Source organism: Serratia sp. Z4, from assembly GCF_009900725.1.
In the GTDB taxonomy this organism is placed as follows: domain Bacteria; phylum Pseudomonadota; class Gammaproteobacteria; order Enterobacterales; family Enterobacteriaceae; genus Serratia; species Serratia nematodiphila.
In genome coordinates this window covers 15,814-31,839 of record NZ_JAAABD010000001.1, presented here as the reverse complement: position 1 = coordinate 31,839, position 16,026 = coordinate 15,814, and the positions used below count along the sequence as shown (strand labels likewise).

Here is a 16,026-nt window from a genome sequence, read left to right as displayed (position 1 = left end):
TTACCCGAGGTTGAATGAAGCGTTATCAGGCAGAAGAAGATATTAATTTAGCATGACACTTAGATGACAACAGGCGCTTCGTCAAATGTAAAACAAGCAATAAGGTTGGCTGGCAAATAGAAATTAGCAATTAACCTGAGCGTATTGAATGGATAAAACCGCTGGAAAAAACCACCCGAAAATAGCCCGCCATTTTGCTTAGGGTAAATTCTTATAGCAAAGATAAAAAAATCGGCAAACGCGCGTCGGCACGTGGAAAAACGGTGTTTTTCTCATAGACAAAATAAAATACCGGGGATTTAATACCGCCGTTATTCAAGGTGCATTAAGAAAATTCTATAGAATATCTGCATGAACTCAAAAAGCTGTTCTATAGTTTTTAGTGCTAACGCCCGTTAGTCTATTCCGCAGGATGGAATCTATGTCAAAGCGACTTTTTGCTGAATTTTTTGGCACATTTTGGTTGGTGTTTGGTGGTTGTGGTAGCGCAGTATTGGCAGCGGCATTCCCACAGCTGGGTATTGGTTTCCTCGGCGTCGCGCTCGCTTTCGGTCTGACCGTGGTGACGATGGCCTATGCCGTCGGCCATATTTCCGGCGGGCATTTTAACCCGGCCGTCACCGTCGGCTTATTCGCCGGCGGCCGTTTCGCGGCGAAAGACGTTATTCCTTACGTTATCGCTCAGGTCATCGGCGGCATCGCCGCAGCGGCGGTGCTGTATTTGATCGCCAGCGGCAAAGCCGGTTTCGACGCCACCGCAGGCGGCTTCGCCTCCAACGGTTACGGCGAACACTCACCGGGCGGTTATTCTCTGCAAGCCGCGATCGTGATTGAGCTGGTACTGACCGCCTTCTTCCTGATCGTTATTCACGGCGTGACCGACAAGCGCGCGCCGGCAGGCTTTGCCCCGCTGGCGATCGGCCTGACGCTGACGCTGATCCACCTGATCAGCATCCCGGTGACCAACACCTCCGTCAACCCGGCGCGCAGCACCGGCGTAGCGATCTTCCAGGGCACCTGGGCGCTGCAGCAGCTGTGGGTCTTCTGGCTGGTGCCACTGGTCGGCGGCATTATCGGCGGCCTGATCTACCGCTGCCTGCTGGAAGACAAAAAATAAGCGTATCGCAGTCGATTGCGTTTCACGGGGCAGCCTTCATCGGCTGCCCCGTTGCTTTCAGCCCTTCGTCACTTCAAACATCATGATATCGCTGGTAAAGGAGCCGTCCGGCTGAATGGCGAAATGCGCCGCCACCTCTTCCGACACGCTTTGCTGCAGCGCGCGGATCGCGGTGACGAAATGCGCCGGCGTGCGCATACGCGCCACCCAACTGCCGAACTCCAGCATCAATCGATCCGCCGTCACTTCGCGTACCATCAGCCCGGCCTCGGTCAGTAACGTCAGCCACTCGCCCGGCGCATAGTTGCGCACGTGCGAGGTGTCGCGCAGCACTTCCACGGTTTGCAGGTAGATATCCAGCAGCGGATGCCCCGGCGAGACCACGTCCATAAAGATCGCGCTGCCGCCCGGTTTAAGTACCCGCCTGACCTCGCGCAGCGCCTGGCCGACGTCGTGCCAGTGGTGCGCCGAATAGCGGCTGATGACCAGATCGAAGCTGGCGTCTTCAAACGGTAAAGACTCCGCCACGCCCTGCTGCTGCTGAATGTTATTCAGGCCTTTTTCCGCCGCCGCCTGCTTCACCACCGCCAACATTTGCGCCGACAGATCGTAGGCCACCACCTGCGCTACCCTGGCAGCCGCCGTGAAGCTGGCATGCCCGGCGCCGCAGCCCAGATCGAGCAGGCGCGCGCCGGCGTGCGGTTCCAGTAACTGTGCAAGGCGTTGCAAATCCTTGCCCTGCGCGTGTACCGCGCTGGTTAAGTAGGCGTTGGCCTGCTCGCCGAACTGCCGGTCTACCGCGTTTTTATGGCTGTTGCTGATGCTCATGTTTGCTCCCGTTATTATCCGGCTTGCGCCTGTGCCTGAAGGCTTTCGGCTACTATAATCAGGCTACTATACGGGTACAATATGAGCAGTTATCCTGGTATAAATAGGTACCACGCTATGTCATCAGAAGCCTTATCCGGGCCAAAGGCCCTCGGCGCGTTCCTGCGGGCGCACCGCGAACGCATCACGCCGGAAATGCTCGGCCTGCCCAGCTCCTCGCGCCGTCGCACCAGCGGCCTGCGGCGCGAAGAGCTGGCGCAAATCAGCGGCATCAGCGCCACCTGGTATACCTGGATCGAACAGGGCCGCGAGGTATCCATTTCCCCCTATACGCTGGCACGCATCGCCAAGGCGCTGCGGCTCGGCCCGGCCGAACGCCATTACCTGTTTACCCTGGCGCGCATCGCCGACCCCGAGCAGGAAACACACCGCGAAACCGCCAACGACGCGGTGCTGCAAAGCGTGCACCAGATGACGGTGCCCTGCTACCTGCTGGACGTGACCTGGAACGTCGTCGCCTGGAACCCGCAGGCGGCGGCGCTGTTCAGCGGCTGGCTGGATGTGGCCAACAGCCCCAACCTGCTGCACTTCATGTTCTTCCACCCATTAGCGAAAACGCTGGTCAGCGATTGGGAGGAACGCGCTCGCCGCGTGGTGGCCGAGTTTCGCGCCGAGACCAGCCATCATCAAAATACCGAAGAGATGCGCGCCTTCGTGCGCAACATGACGCACAACAGCGCAGACTTTAATCACTGGTGGAAGCAACATGACGTCATGGCGCGCGAAGGCGGCGAACGCGCGTTCGAGCATCCTCAGCTAGGCACACTGCGCTATCGCCAACTGACCTTCCACCCGGCAGAGCACGCCGGTCTGAAGCTGGTGATGCTGATCCCGCTGCCGCAATTGGTAACAAATTCATAGGCAAGTTTACCCGCCATTTATTTATTGGTTCATGTAAACGCGCTAGGGTGATTAATATCGATGATAATGATCATCCAGCACCGTTATTTATCTCCTGAGGTACTCCTATGCAATCCGAAGAACAACGCCTTATCGATGGTCTGTTTGGCCGCCTGAAAGAAGCCGAGACCAAGACGGGCCCACGGGATCTCCAGGCAGAGCAGCAAATCAACCAGCATATTCGCGAGCAGCCTTCCGCCCCTTATTACATGGCGCAGGCGATGATCATTCAGGAAGCGGCGCTCAAGCAGATGGATCAGCGGGTCAAAGAGCTGGAGGCCCAGGTGGCGCAGCTGCAGCAAACCGCCAACGGCCAGCAGAGCAGCGGCGGCTTCCTGGCCGGTCTGTTCGGCGGCGGCAGCCGCACGCCAAGCCCGCGTGAACAGTATCAGGCGCAGCAGCAAAATACGGCGGCCTGGAACAACGCGCAGCAGGGGGGCTACGCGCAGCAGCAGCCTGCCTATGCCCAACCGCAGCAGGCGGCGCCCTCACGCGCCGGCGGCTTCCTGGGAGGCGCCTTGCAAACGGCGGCGGGCGTCGCCGGCGGCGTGGTGTTGGCCGACATGCTGACCGGCATGTTCCGCCATTCGCAACCACAGGAAATCGTAAATATTATCGAGGAAACCCCGGCGCCGCTGGACGACAGCGCAATGCGCAATTTCGACGCCTCCAACAACCTTGATACCTTCAACAACGGCGATGGTGGCAGCTTCCTGAACCAGGACAACGGCTTCCAGAACGCCAGCTATCAGGACGACACGGATTACGCCGACGACGATTACAGCGACGACGACGACTCCTTCCTGTAATTCACTTCGCCCCCTCTCACCCGCAGAGGGGGATTTCCCGTTTCACCAATCTGGTCTACAGTGAACACTGTTCATTTATCCAGCCGGGAGAAACGATGATGAGCCTTACTCCTTCAGACCCTTTTTTCAGCGAACGCCTGCAGATGCGCCCGCCGGTGATGGCGGATCTCGAACGCTTCTACGCCATCTTCGGCGATCCGCAAACCCAGCGTTTCAATCCCGCCGGCCCGCTCACCAGCGAAGCGCAGGCTATCTCGGCGCTGCAAGAGAGAATTTCCGGGTGGCAACAACACGGTTACGGTTCCTGGGCGATCGCCCTGCGCGAACGGCCGGATTGGATCATCGGCTTTGGCGGATTGTCCTGGAAACCGCTCGGCGCGCAGCGCACCGTGAACCTCGGCTATCGATTCGATACTCGCGTCTGGGGCATGGGGTTGGCCACCGAGATGGCGCGGGCTTCGCTGCAATATGGTTTTGTCGGATTGGCGATGGAGGAAATTTCCGCCATTGTGCGCGCGGAGAATCAGGCGTCGTGGCGAGTGCTGGAAAAGATCGGCATGCGGCGGGTGGATACGCTGGATGACGTGCCCGGCGCGGCGCCGAGCCTGGTGTATACACTAAAGCGCGGCGACTATCAGGGCTGATCGTCGCTGATTCTGGCCAATGCCATGCGATAAGATTTGACCTTCTTACGCTTTTTCAGCCAGGTGGTGGTCGACACGATGAACACCGCGCCCGACATCGCCAACACGCCGGTCGGGTGGCCGTAAAACACCATCAAGGCAAAGTACACGGCGGAAACGATCGCCACCCATTTCGCCGTATTGCCCATGTCGTTTTTCTCCTGGGTCAAACGGCGAATGCGCTCTTCTTCACTGATTCCCATACGCGCTCCTTGTTGGTTGAATGTTCCATTATATGGAGCTGGAGTGCTGATATTTCAAGCGGTTGGATGGTAAAGAAGCGTAAAGCTCAGGCCGGCGGTTCCCGTCGCCGCGGCAGATAGCGCCCGGGCTGATCGGCACCCGGCAGACCGGCGCCGTCGTTGCGGCCAAACAGCCGGTAGCGATTGCCGGCGACCGCGTCGTACACCTTGTCCGCCAGCTTCGACGGCAGATAACGCCCCAGCGCCAGCGCGCGGTATGGCCAAGCCAATTGGCGCAGCGCCTGAAACAACGCCGCCGAACGCAGCCAATAACGCCCCTGCTCAACATAGACCACGGAATCGAAACGATCGGTCGGCAACCCCAACGCCAGCAGGATCGCCTGTCCTTCGACGGATTGCACCGTCGCCAACAGAATGCGCCGTTGCCGATCGGCCCGAATCAAATATCTCACCAGCCCATGACACAGATTGCATTCGCCGTCGAACAACAGCACGCGATCGCCGGGCTGGAGATAAGGCAGCTGTGATAAAGGGGTCATCCCGCCTCCCGAAAAACGCTCTCCTTAGCCTAACGCGCCTGGCGCGCCCAGGCCAGAGCGGGATGACAGGGCCCGTTAAGGTGCCGGCGGTGCGTCAGGCACGGCCACCACCGCGATGCGCACTTCATAGTGTTTGGCGGTGCCGGCCGGGATCACCGCCGTCAGTTTGTTGATGGTTTCCACCGGATTGTCGCTGGCCGAGGTGGCGCAGAACAGCTCGCCGCCGTGGCAGAACCCCGGCTTGGGCGGGTGCCCGCCCGGGAAAGGCGGCATGCGCATCGGCGCATCCATCAAAGGCGGCAACGCGTTGGCCGCAGGCCTCTCAGGCGCCGACATCGCGCTCGCGCTGAACAATAGCGCCATGCCCATGCAGGGCAGCGCCAGGATCTTGATTGCTTGTTTCATTGAATTAGCCTCATTTGCCGGGTTCGGGATTACGCTACCCCGCCCCCGGCCAATGAGAAAGCCGCTTTTCGCTACCTTTTCGCCCCGCTGCGCTTTGCTTACATCCCGCGTCTAACGTGATGAAAGGCGAAAGGTTGAGTAAAGGGCCGTCGCGTTACTTACCGTTGGTCAGCGTGTTGTAGCTGGTCATCAGATTGCGGTAGTCCGGGATATGGTTGGAGAACAGCGTGCCCAGGCCTTCGATATCGTTGCGCCAGTCGCGGTGCAGCTCGCAGGCGACGCCGAACCAGGTCATCAACTGCGCGCCGGCGGCTTCCATGCGGCTCCAGGCCGACTGACGGGTCAGTTCATTGAAGGTGCCGGAGGCGTCGGTCACCACAAACACTTCGAACCCTTCATTGAGCGCAGACAGCGCCGGGAATGCCACGCACACTTCGGTCACCACGCCGGCAATGATCAGCTGCTTGCGGCCGGTGGCTTTTACCGCTTTGACGAAGTCGTCGTTGTCCCAGGCGTTGATCTGGCCAGGGCGCGGAATAAAGGGAGCATCGGGGAATTGGGCTTTCAGTTCGGGCACCAGCGGGCCGTTGGGGCCGTTTTCGAAACTGGTGGTGAGAATGGTCGGCAGGTTGAAGTACTTCGCTAAATCACCCAGCGCCAGCACGTTGTTTTTAAACCGATCGGGATCGATGTCACGCACCAGCGAAAGCAGCCCTGCCTGATGATCCACCAGCAATACGGCGGCCTGATCTTTGTCGAGGCGTTTGTAATTTGCAGTCATGGTTTTACTCCTGTGGGGTTTGATGTTGCGGATGAAATGCCCCGCCGGTGTGGCGGGGCGTTGAGGTTTAAGTGTGGCATCTGGAACCGAGAACACTTCCCACCCCAGATGCCAAGGTTCAACCGGCGCTCGCTTCGGCGTTCATGCTGCCGAACTTGCCGCTGTTGAAATCGCGGAACGCCTGCTGGATTTCCGCTTCGCTGTTCATGACGAACGGGCCGTAGCCGACGATAGGCTCATCGATCGGTTCGCCGCTCAGCACCAACAGCGCGACGTCGTTGTTGGCTTCGATAGTGATCGAGTCCCCCGCCCGGTCGAAACGCACCATCTGGGTTTCACGCACCACATCTTCGCCATTAACCAGGATCGCGCCGTGCAGCATCACCAGCGCCAGCGTATGGCCTTCTTTCACCGTCAGCGTGGTGGTATGGCCGGCATTCAGCTTCATATCCCACACGTTGAGCGGGCTGAAAGTGCGCGCCGGGCCGGCATGGCCGCCGAAGTCACCGGCGATCACCCGCACCTGCCCTGCGCCGTCCGCCAGCGGAACCACCGGAATATCGGCGTTCAGCAGCGTCTGGTAACCCGGCTCGGCCATTTTGTCCTTGGCCGGCAGGTTGACCCACAGCTGCACCATTTCCATGGTGCCGCCGTTGCGCGAGAAGTCCCGCGAATGGAACTCTTCGTGCAGGATGCCGGAGGCGGCGGTCATCCACTGGACGTCGCCGGGGCCAATCACCCCACCGCTGCCGGTCGAGTCACGGTGTTCCACTTCGCCCTGATAGACGATGGTCACCGTTTCAAACCCGCGATGCGGGTGCTGACCCACGCCACGGGTGCCGGAGGCGGAACGGAATTTGGTCGGCGCCGCGTGATCCAGCAGCAGGAACGGGCTCATTTCCGCCCCCAAATCGTTATAAGAGAACAGCGAATTCACCAGGAAACCGTTACCGACCCAGTGTGCTTCCGGGCTGTTGTGAATACCGAGGATTTTTTTCATCTTGAACTCCCGTTTCAGACCTCACGGCCTTAAGTTGATGTCAGAAGTTTAATCCGCCGGGGTTTGCTGCAGTAGTAGGCAAGATGTACACTCAGCGTTCTACTGATAGAACGATAAGGGATACGATGCTGACCGATCTGAACGATCTGTTTTTCTTCGCCAGCGTGGTCGATCACCAGGGATTCGCCCCCGCCGGCCGGGCGCTGGGCATTCCCAAATCCAAGCTCAGCCGCCGCGTGGCGCTGCTGGAGGAGCGGTTGGGCGTGCGCCTGATCCAGCGCTCGACGCGGCGCTTCTCGGTGACCGAGGTCGGCCAAACCTATTACGCGCACTGCAAGGCGATGCTGGTGGAAGCGGAAGCGGCGCAGCAGGCGATCGAGCAGACGCGCGCCGAGCCCTGCGGCACGGTGCGCATGTCCTGCCCGGTGGCGATCCTGCACACCCGCGTCGGCAGCATGGTGGCGGCCTTTATGGCCGATTATCCCAAGGTGACGGTGCATCTGGAGGCCACCAATCGCCGGGTGGACGTGGTGGGGGAAGGCTTGGATCTGGCGATCCGGGTGCGGCCGCCGCCGCTGGAGGACAGCGATCTGGTGCTGAAGATCCTGGCGCAGCGCACCTGGTGCGTCGCCGCCAGCCCGGCGCTGGTGCGCACCCTCGGGCCGGCGCACACGCCGGAAGACCTGCGTAAATACCCGACGCTCGATCTCGGCCCGGCGCGCGGTCAGCACCAATGGCGGCTGAGCGGCCCGCAGGGTGAACGGGTGGAGTGGGAGCACACGCCGCGGCTGGTCACCGACGACATGCTGATGCTGCGCACCGCCGCCATCGCCGGCGCCGGCATCGTACAACTGCCGGCGATGATGATGCGCGACGACATGCTGCGCGGCGAGCTGGTGCAACTGTTGCCGGGCTGGCAGCCGCAGGGCGGCGTGGTGCATGCGGTTTACCCGTCGCGCCGCGGCCTGCTGCCGGCGGTGCGGCTGCTGCTCGACTATCTGGGCGAGCAGTTCGCCAGCATTGAAGAAGAGTGATCAGGCGGTGATTTCGATCGCGTTGCCGTCTGGATCGCGAATGACGGCCTCGTAGAAGCCGTCGCCGGTCCAGCGCGGCGCGGACAGCAAAATGCCCTCCTGCTGCGCGCGCTGCGCCAACCGATCGACCTGCCGCTCATCCCCGAGCGACAGTGCGATGTGCGCCCAACCGACCCGCTCCTCCTGCTCCTGCGCCGGCAGCAACGTCGGCACGCGCATGATCTCCAGCGACGGCCCGGCCGCCAGGCTGACGAAGCGGGAAACGAACCCCGGCCGGTTGCGGCTGACATACTCCTCCCCCGCGGCACCATTGAAATAACGCTGCCAAAATGCCAGCTGCGCGTCGATGTCACGGGTCCACAGAGCAACATGGGCTATTTTCATCATCATTCTCCGGTCGGTAAATCGCTGTGCCAAACCTGGCCGCCGCCCTGCGCCACCTGCAGCTCAAGCTGCGGGTGCGCGCCGCGCGCCGTCACCAGATGATCCACCCGCCCGGCGGGCAGGAAGGGGTAAGGGGCGTAGGTATTGAGCTTGTCGCGGGTGCACAGCACCGCCACGCTGCCGGCGCGCGTCAACAGCCGCTTTTTGAAGGTGGCGTCCTGGTAGCTCAGCGCGGAGAAGCCGCCGGCCGGGTCGTAGGCGCAGATGCCGGTAAACACCAAATCGAAATGGAAACCGTCGATCTCTTCCGCGGCCTTGGCGTCCACGCAGCCGCCGACCTGCGCATCCAACTCGCCGCCGATCAGGATGGTGCGGATCCCCGGCCGCTCCAGCATTTTGCCGGCGATGCTCAATGCATTGGTCACCACCGTCAAACGCCGGTCGCGCGGCAACAGATCCGCCAGATACAGGTGGGTGCTGCCGGCGTCGAGGAAGATCAGCTGTTCTTCACCGATCACCCCCAGCGCGGTCTGCGCCAGCGTCAGCTTCTCGTCACCGCTGAGCGCAATGCGCGCCGCAACGGGCCCCTCGGCCGGCGTCGGCGCTAACGCGCCGCCATAGATGCGTTTACACAGGTTCTGCGCCGCCAGCTGGCGCAGATCGCGGCGAATGGTCGCTTCGGTGGTGTTCAGCCGCTGCGCCATCTCCAGGGCCAGCACCCGCCCCTGTTGGCGGAGCGTGTCAAGAATGGCCTGGTGACGCTCATTCGGTAACAGTTTGGACATCATTTCAATCCGGTGACGCTAAAGTGATCACAAATGTACACAAACAAACACAAACGTACAATGCAGAGCGGAAGAAAAATCGCCGGGCAGGATTTTCGCCTGCGGGATGTTGGCTATACTGAGGCAAGCGAAGTTACCGCAGACGTAACGGCTTGGACGCTAAGGGAAACGATGTTATTGACGATCGCAAGGTGGCTGTTTCAACTCCCCGGGAAGCTGTTCGGGCTGATTTTCAAAAATCGCCTGAGGATATTTTTGTTCTTCATGCTGGTCGCCGTTGGGGTGCTCGGCGCCAAGCGCTATCTGCGCGCCCACCAATATGACGACGAGTTCAGTCTCGCCGCCCCCGCCGATTACAATCGCGCCATCAAGCGCGAAATGCCGCTGCGGGAGGCGCGCGAACAGTGCGGCGGGCCGCTGCATGACAATGCCGGGCAGCCGTGGCCCGCTTCAGCGGGTTATCTGCATCAGCCAACGCGGCTGCCCGCATCCGGCCTGCATCGGCTGACGTTGGATAATCAGGGCAACGATTTCGCGGTGCTGGTCAAGCTGGAAACGCCAGCGGCGCCGCAACAGCTGGCGGAAGTCTTTATTCCGCCCGCCGGCAGCTTCGAGGTGAAAATCAATGCGAACGCGGAACACGTGATGAAAATCAAGAATATCAAGACCGGCTGCATGTTCCGCTCCCGGCCGTTCAACCTGGATAAACAGCGTGATTGGCGCATGCCGCTGACGCTGCAGAAGGACGGCAGCCTGCAGCTGCAGCCGATAGGCGATCGCCAATTCTGAGCGGGCGCCGGGCAGCAGAGCCGGCGCCGCATAGGGTTACTTTTTCACCGGATGATCGCGGCGGAACAGTTCCCAGCTTTCAATTTCCTGCCCACTCGGCAAGGTACAGGTAGAATACTGGCCTGCAGCATTCTCTTTGGCGTTCAGCTTGCCGCCGATTTGGGTGCAGTACACGTCGGCCGGGTTCGCCATGCCGATCGGTTTCACCTGCGGCGGTGGCGGCGCATCGTTGGATTTCACGGAACACCCCTGCAACATCGTCATCCCTGCCAACAGGGAAAGCATCAACGTTTTTTTCATTTTTCCAGCTTATGCAAAATACCCACGGCGGAACGCTCCGCCGTGGGTTGATCATGAAATAAAGGATTTGCCCTGTTTCAGCACCAGATCGCAGGCTTTCTGTTTCACCTTCTCGGTGATCTGCGAGGTGCCCAGGCTGTTCAGATCCAGGCTCTTGCCTTCGCCGGTCTGCAGCAAGCCGCCCAGGCCCTGCTGATAATCCTGGCTCTTGGCGTTTTCGGTGCTGGTGATGCCCAGCTTGCTGAGCAGCTGATCTTTCACCCCTTCGGCGCCGTTAGCCGACAGCACGTTGTTTTTCACGCAGTACTGCAGGATACCGGCGGCATTGGTCATGCTGCTGGAGCTCAACGCCTTGTCGCCGCCGTTCAGCAGGCCGGTCAACGAGGAGAGCGACATGCCGCCGCTGCTGTCGCCGCCCGACTTGCTCAGTTCGCCCGCCGCGCTGCTGAGGGAATCCATCAGCCCGGCGGCCTGGGTGGCGCCGCTGGCCAGGGTCGCGGACAGCGCCAAAGCCAGCAATAAACGATGTTTGGTGATCATAGTGGTGAAACTCCTGTCATAACGGCATGCAATCGGCGCAGCGCGCCGGGATACCTCTCCGACGCCGCCTGCGGCGACAAGTTCCTTTTATCTCGCCACCGCGCCGTTTTTCGGAATTCAGGAAGTTTAGAACTGCCAGCGCAGCCAGGCGAAGAACACGTTGCCGTTGTTATAGGTGCCGGGAATGTAGGTCGCCTGGAACGTCAGCCGCTGATAGCCGATAGAGGCCAGCGGCAGCGGCGCCGGGATAGGGATGTAATTCCAGTTGTCGCGCGCGGTGACGCTGGCGGTGAAGCCCAGCCCCAGGCGGAAATCCTTGTCATCCAGCGGGCGCCAGATCTTCTCGTAGGCGTAGCCGCCGATCGGCTCCCATTTGTTGAAGGAATCCTTGAACGCCATGATGTAGATGCCGTGCCAGTCACCGTCGCTGTCGTAGCGGGAGATGCCGTAACCGGCGCCCCACGGGCGTTCGTTGTACTTATCGATATGCTCATCATCATAAGTCCAACGATTGTGCCAGGTGATGGCCGGGATATAGAGATCGTGGTTAGGCGAGTTGTTCCAGGTCTCCGCCACGTTATGGGTAAAACGCTGCCATAGACCCGGTTTTTCAGCCTGCGCGGTATTGCCACTTTCTGTACCAACCTCAGCGTAAGAAGGCAGTGCAGGAAATATCAACGCCAGAGAACATGCCAAAAGAGTCCGTTTGAGAAACATCGTAAAGCTCCTGTAAAAATACGGCCGCAGATTTTTACCGATAGCCCAGGCAAGATCAAGCTGTATCTAATTTATCCAACGCCCGTTGTGCTTTGGTTAAGTTTAGCACCGGAAAATTCCCGATAACTTTTAACAGGCTGCACCGGCCTGCGTATGCTATCGCCTTTCGGGCGGCAAAGCCGTGGGAAAAGTCCGCTTTGTCGCACACGACTCGCGGGCAAGGTGCTTGACCAACACATCGACATCGAGACGATTCACAAACTCCAGGGAATAAGAGGAATAGAGACCGAACAGGCGATTTTGGTGCCCGACCACCACCAGATCGATACCGGCCTGATGAATGAAATCGCTGACGTCCTTAAAGCGCCGGATAGTGACGATTTCCTTGACCGCAACCGGCGCCTCGACGGCGCTCACCAGCCGGCTCAGCATCGCCTTGGCGGCGATCACCTCCTGCGCCTGGCGATCTTTGACCAGCGCATCGCTGCCGTACTCCAGCTCCGCATAGTCGGCGTTAAGGTGGCCGACGGTGATGGCGATCGGCAGCCCACCCACCATCGCCACCGTTTTACGCAGCAACGGCAGCCCATCGCGCTCATCGTGAATCAGTACCAGAATGTGTCGATAGCCTTTCATCACACGCCCCCCTCTCAGGCCAGCACCGCTGGGACATGAGCCCCTCTGGTAGGTATACGCCATCCGTGCGCACGTAGAGAAAAGTTTACGTATCACTTCCCACAGAATGTGACGACCGCCACGTTATATTAGCGCCCGTGACGGCGTATTTTAACGCCGGCCCGACGTGGCGCGCATTGCGGCATCTGTAAAGCAAAACTGACAACCATGACCGAATAAAAAAACCTCATTGTTAATTTTTTGTTTTTAATTGGTTGCATGATAGTTTCTTGAAATAAGCGTGCGGCGGATCACCAAAATGCACCTTTACATGAAGTTGTGCTCTTCTTTCTCAGGCAAAAAGCGTTGCACCGCTTAATGGGATTTAACACGGCTTCAAAAGTACCGGATGATTCACCCTGCATCATGATAAATACCAATCCGCCGCCGTTTTTCTGCTGATATGCCGTCAACGAAAAATACCGCACCGTCCTCCTGCATAATAACCACACTATTTATACATTATTCAATCGCGTAAAGCGCCGAATACAAACCGCCTCTTCCTCGGCCGCTCCTCCTATCTTGAACAAGCCGACACTTTAAATAACTGTTAATGCTAACGACACAACATCGCCAGCAATTTATTTTTGCTGATTTTCGCCTGACAAAATAAAGATAAATAATCCGGAGCAATCAATGAAAATAACTATCGGGTCATTCATTCTGCAACAGCTTCACGCCCTGAACGTCGATCGTATTTATGGCGTGCCCGGCGACTATAACCTCAGCCTGCTGGAGCTGCTGGAAAACGACGAGCGGCTGGCGTTTGTCGGCAACTGCAATGAATTGAACGCCTCCTACGCCGCCGACGGTTACGCACGGATGAAAGGCGCCGGCGCGCTGATCGTCACCTACGGCGTCGGCGATCTGGCCGCGCTGTCCGGCATCGCCGGTGCCTATGCCGAATCTTCGCCGGTGGTCTGCATCGCCGGCACGCCGCCGCTGCACGCGATGAAGAATCATCAGCTATTGCACCATACCCTGGGCGACGGCAATTTCGACAACGTCATGAACTGCTTTAAACAATTCACCGTCGCTCAGGCTCTTATCACGCCGGAAAATGCCGCGCAGGAAATTCCACGCGTTATTTCTCGCGCCTGGATAGAGAAGAAACCGGTGTATTTACAGCTGCCGTCTGATATTTGCGACGTCGAAATTGAAATCACCGCAGCCGCAGCAGCGCCGCAATTGCCGGCGAGCGATAAATACAATGTGCAATTGGCGGCAATGGCGCTGTTAACCAAAATAAAGCGCGCGCAGCGCCCGATCATATTGGTCGACCAAATGGTGGATCGCTACCAGTTGCAGCAGTTGGTTATCGATGTCGCTCACCGCTTCGCCATACCGCTGACCAATATGCCAACCGCCAAATGCATTATCCCGGAAAACACTGCCGGCTGGATGGGCGGCTACAGCGGCAACCTGTCGCGCCCCGAATTGTATGAACGCATGGCCCACTCAGACTGCGTGCTGAGTTTCGGCGTGCGTCTGGTGGACTCCACCACCGGCTATTTCTCGCAGCAAATTCCCGCCGCCGCTCAGGTGGATATTCAGCCGTTCTCGATGACGTTGGACAACACCTCCTACCCGGCGGTAGCGACGGCGGATCTGCTGCAGGCGCTGCTGGATCTGAGCGAAGACGCGCCGGCGCAGCTTTTATCACCGCTGGCCGATCCGCGTGACAAGCTGGCGACGCCGAGCGACGCGCCTATCGACCAGGCCTATCTGTGGCGGCGCATCCAACGCTTCATCCGGGCGGATGACGTGGTGGTGGTGGAAAACGGCACCTCGGGCGCGGCCATCGGCGGCATGCGCATGCCGGACGGCGTCAAGGTGGTCAACCAACCGATTTGGGGCTCGATCGGTTATACCCTGCCGGCGCTGCTCGGCACCCTGATGGCGGCCCCTGAGCGCCGTCACCTGCTGTTCATCGGCGACGGCTCCTTCCAGCTTACCGCGCAGGAAGTGTCCACCCTGCTGCGCTGCGAACAAAAGCCGATCATCTTCCTGATCAACAACGACGGTTACACTATCGAACGCTATATCCTCGGCGAAAACTCGTCCTACAACGACATCAGCCCGTGGGACTACGCCAAACTGCCGGCGGTATTGAATACCCAGGCGCAGCCGTTCAGCGTGGCGGTGGAAACCACACAACAGCTGGAAATGGCCCTGGAACATGCCTCGCGGCAGGATCGGCTGGCGTTTATCGAGGTGAAAGTGCCGATGATGGACACGCCGCCGGTGATGAAAGAGTTCTGTAACCGCTGCAACAGCTTTAACTTCGGCCTGACCAACCCGCGCCGCAGCGCCTGAGGCGCGATCATCGCGCCGCCGGTGGTTCAGGCCACCGGCGGCGTTTTTCATGCCGTTACCCGCCGGCGCGCGCCATGCAGCGCTGGCGGCGTTCATCCACCCGCTTGGCGAACCAGGCGGTGGTCAGCTTGCGGGTGATTTTCGGGCTTTCCAGCTGAATACCTGGCAGCATCTCACGCGGCAGCTTGCCGCCCGCCAACGCAAAGACCTTCTTATACAGATCGGTATCGGCAAAGTCAGCCGTATCGCCTTTCTCAAGCGCCCGGCGAATGGCGCTGTCGCTCATGTTCAGGCGCTTGCCGAGCGTACGCACCGCCAGCTCGGTCGAGCCGGGCTTGTCGCTGCTGAAATCGATCAGATCGCCGTCCAGCGCCAGCGGAATGGCGCTCGCCCGGCTGACCGCGTTTTGGAACGCCGCGTTGCGGCTGGCGTACCAGCCGGCGTTGAAGTCGGCAAAGCGGTAAATCGGCCGGCTGTAATCGGCCGGGTACCCCAGCAAATGCATAATGCCGAAGTACATGCCGCCGCGCCGGCTGAAAACTTCGCGGCGAATCGAGCCGTCGACCGGATAAAGATACCCTTTGGCGTGCGCCTCGGCGAAGGCGATGCTCACCTGCATCGGGCCGCCGGTATGTACCGGGTTCAAATGGCCGAACAGCTTCTGTCCCATCGGCACGCGGTCGATCATGTCATCGAAGATATCGCTCAGATCCTTCTCCGTGCGCACCTTATCCAGACGCTCGCTGTAGCTCTGGCCGTTCGACGACGAGATCTTCAACGCGGTATGCACCAAAAAGTTCGGGATGTGCATCTGATCGGCACGGCGGTCGATCTCTTTCCAGGCGATCTTCGGCAGCCCCGGCACCTGCGGGTTAGCCTGGAACGTCGACTCTTGTTCGGTCACCGCCAGCACCGAACACAGGTTCTCATCGCTCGGTTCAATGCCCTGCGCGGCGAAGGCGGCGGTAATATCGGTGGCCCAGCCCTGACGATCGCCGGCGTTGGCCGGGATCAGCGTCATCAGTCGGGCTTTGACGTCGGCGGGGCGCGCCGCCGGCACCGTGGTGGTGGTTTTGCTGGTACAGCCCGCCAGCGCCAGCAGCGCGGCCAGGCTCAGCCAACGGAAGGGCATCGGGTGGAATAAACGAGATATCGGCATCT

The 16,026-nt window shown here is 59.7% G+C and carries 20 protein-coding genes; 7 read left to right on the top strand and 13 right to left on the bottom strand.

Annotated features, from left to right (window positions below):
* Window positions 1–421 precede the first annotated feature (421 nt).
* Window positions 422–1,117 carry an aquaporin Z gene (gene aqpZ, locus GT753_RS00190; protein WP_004940529.1) on the top strand — a complete coding sequence of 232 codons (696 nt, stop codon included), beginning with the start codon at window positions 422–424 and terminating at the stop codon, window positions 1,115–1,117.
* 57 nt (window positions 1,118–1,174) lie between these two features.
* Here the strand turns inward: aqpZ and GT753_RS00185 are convergent, their stop codons facing one another.
* Window positions 1,175–1,945: a class I SAM-dependent methyltransferase gene (locus tag GT753_RS00185; RefSeq protein WP_015376801.1), complete on the bottom strand. Its 771-nt coding sequence runs from the start codon at window positions 1,943–1,945 to the stop codon at window positions 1,175–1,177.
* 117 nt (window positions 1,946–2,062) lie between these two features.
* Between GT753_RS00185 and GT753_RS00180 the strand changes: the two genes are divergently transcribed.
* The 3 genes from GT753_RS00180 (at window position 2,063) to GT753_RS00170 (ending at window position 4,358) form a co-directional block, all read left to right on the top strand.
* Window positions 2,063–2,866 carry a helix-turn-helix transcriptional regulator gene (locus GT753_RS00180; RefSeq protein WP_075684456.1) on the top strand — a complete coding sequence of 268 codons (804 nt, stop codon included), beginning with the start codon at window positions 2,063–2,065 and terminating at the stop codon, window positions 2,864–2,866.
* A gap of 107 nt (window positions 2,867–2,973) precedes the next feature.
* The gene (locus GT753_RS00175) at window positions 2,974–3,714 is read left to right on the top strand and encodes a DUF2076 domain-containing protein (protein WP_004928461.1); all 741 of its coding nucleotides are present in this window, start codon (window positions 2,974–2,976) and stop codon (window positions 3,712–3,714) included.
* Between the two features lie 95 nt (window positions 3,715–3,809).
* Window positions 3,810–4,358: a GNAT family N-acetyltransferase gene (locus GT753_RS00170; RefSeq protein ID WP_015376798.1), complete on the top strand. Its 549-nt coding sequence runs from the start codon at window positions 3,810–3,812 to the stop codon at window positions 4,356–4,358.
* On the opposite strand, the gene GT753_RS00165 is transcribed toward GT753_RS00170, so the two are convergent.
* The 5 genes from GT753_RS00165 to GT753_RS00145 form a co-directional block, all read right to left on the bottom strand.
* On the bottom strand, window positions 4,349–4,600 hold the full coding sequence (locus GT753_RS00165; RefSeq protein WP_004928468.1) for a hypothetical protein: 252 nt from the start codon (window positions 4,598–4,600) through the stop codon (window positions 4,349–4,351). The two genes, GT753_RS00170 and GT753_RS00165, sit on opposite strands and share 10 nt — an antisense overlap.
* Window positions 4,601–4,686: 86 nt before the next feature.
* Window positions 4,687–5,139: a thiol-disulfide oxidoreductase DCC family protein gene (locus tag GT753_RS00160; RefSeq protein ID WP_160125136.1), complete on the bottom strand. Its 453-nt coding sequence runs from the start codon at window positions 5,137–5,139 to the stop codon at window positions 4,687–4,689.
* A 75-nt stretch (window positions 5,140–5,214) separates the two neighbouring features.
* On the bottom strand, window positions 5,215–5,544 hold the full coding sequence (locus GT753_RS00155) for a hypothetical protein (protein ID WP_021504714.1): 330 nt from the start codon (window positions 5,542–5,544) through the stop codon (window positions 5,215–5,217).
* Between the two features lie 154 nt (window positions 5,545–5,698).
* Entirely contained in the window at window positions 5,699–6,325 is a 627-nt protein-coding gene (ycaC, locus tag GT753_RS00150; protein ID WP_004928476.1) for an isochorismate family cysteine hydrolase YcaC, read from the bottom strand.
* Between the two features lie 118 nt (window positions 6,326–6,443).
* Window positions 6,444–7,325 carry a pirin family protein gene (locus GT753_RS00145; protein WP_015376795.1) on the bottom strand — a complete coding sequence of 294 codons (882 nt, stop codon included), beginning with the start codon at window positions 7,323–7,325 and terminating at the stop codon, window positions 6,444–6,446.
* Between the two features lie 125 nt (window positions 7,326–7,450).
* Here GT753_RS00145 and GT753_RS00140 point away from each other — a divergent pair, with 125 nt between their 5' ends.
* A complete protein-coding gene (locus tag GT753_RS00140; protein ID WP_015376794.1) occupies window positions 7,451–8,359 on the top strand; it encodes a LysR family transcriptional regulator in 909 nt (302 codons plus the stop codon).
* Here GT753_RS00140 and GT753_RS00135 read toward each other — a convergent pair whose 3' ends face one another.
* Together GT753_RS00135 and GT753_RS00130 are read right to left on the bottom strand one after the other, a co-directional pair.
* A complete protein-coding gene (locus tag GT753_RS00135) occupies window positions 8,360–8,743 on the bottom strand; it encodes a VOC family protein (RefSeq protein WP_015376793.1) in 384 nt (127 codons plus the stop codon).
* A gap of 2 nt (window positions 8,744–8,745) precedes the next feature.
* Window positions 8,746–9,528, bottom strand: coding sequence for a DeoR/GlpR family DNA-binding transcription regulator (locus GT753_RS00130; protein WP_041922312.1), 783 nt, complete (start codon window positions 9,526–9,528; stop codon window positions 8,746–8,748).
* Between the two features lie 171 nt (window positions 9,529–9,699).
* Here GT753_RS00130 and GT753_RS00125 point away from each other — a divergent pair, with 171 nt between their 5' ends.
* Complete coding sequence (locus GT753_RS00125; protein ID WP_015376791.1) at window positions 9,700–10,317, top strand: hypothetical protein; 618 nt, start codon at window positions 9,700–9,702, stop codon at window positions 10,315–10,317.
* Window positions 10,318–10,353: 36 nt separating this feature from the next.
* Here the strand turns inward: GT753_RS00125 and GT753_RS00120 are convergent, their stop codons facing one another.
* The 4 genes from GT753_RS00120 to GT753_RS00105 form a co-directional block, all read right to left on the bottom strand.
* Window positions 10,354–10,617 (bottom strand): DUF333 domain-containing protein, encoded by a 264-nt coding sequence (locus GT753_RS00120; protein WP_004940597.1) that lies wholly within the window; start codon window positions 10,615–10,617, stop codon window positions 10,354–10,356.
* 51 nt (window positions 10,618–10,668) lie between these two features.
* Window positions 10,669–11,157, bottom strand: coding sequence for a DUF2501 domain-containing protein (locus GT753_RS00115; RefSeq protein ID WP_015376789.1), 489 nt, complete (start codon window positions 11,155–11,157; stop codon window positions 10,669–10,671).
* 126 nt (window positions 11,158–11,283) lie between these two features.
* A complete protein-coding gene (gene pagP, locus GT753_RS00110; RefSeq protein ID WP_015376788.1) occupies window positions 11,284–11,874 on the bottom strand; it encodes a lipid IV(A) palmitoyltransferase PagP in 591 nt (196 codons plus the stop codon).
* Between the two features lie 156 nt (window positions 11,875–12,030).
* Entirely contained in the window at window positions 12,031–12,510 is a 480-nt protein-coding gene (locus GT753_RS00105) for a universal stress protein A (protein WP_015376787.1), read from the bottom strand.
* Between the two features lie 675 nt (window positions 12,511–13,185).
* Between GT753_RS00105 and GT753_RS00100 the strand changes: the two genes are divergently transcribed.
* Window positions 13,186–14,865, top strand: a complete 1,680-nt coding sequence (locus GT753_RS00100; RefSeq protein WP_160125135.1) for an alpha-keto acid decarboxylase family protein — start codon at window positions 13,186–13,188, stop codon at window positions 14,863–14,865.
* Between the two features lie 55 nt (window positions 14,866–14,920).
* Here GT753_RS00100 and GT753_RS00095 read toward each other — a convergent pair whose 3' ends face one another.
* Window positions 14,921–16,024, bottom strand: coding sequence for a DUF1615 domain-containing protein (locus GT753_RS00095; protein ID WP_160125134.1), 1,104 nt, complete (start codon window positions 16,022–16,024; stop codon window positions 14,921–14,923).
* Between the last annotated feature and the right edge of the window lie 2 nt (window positions 16,025–16,026).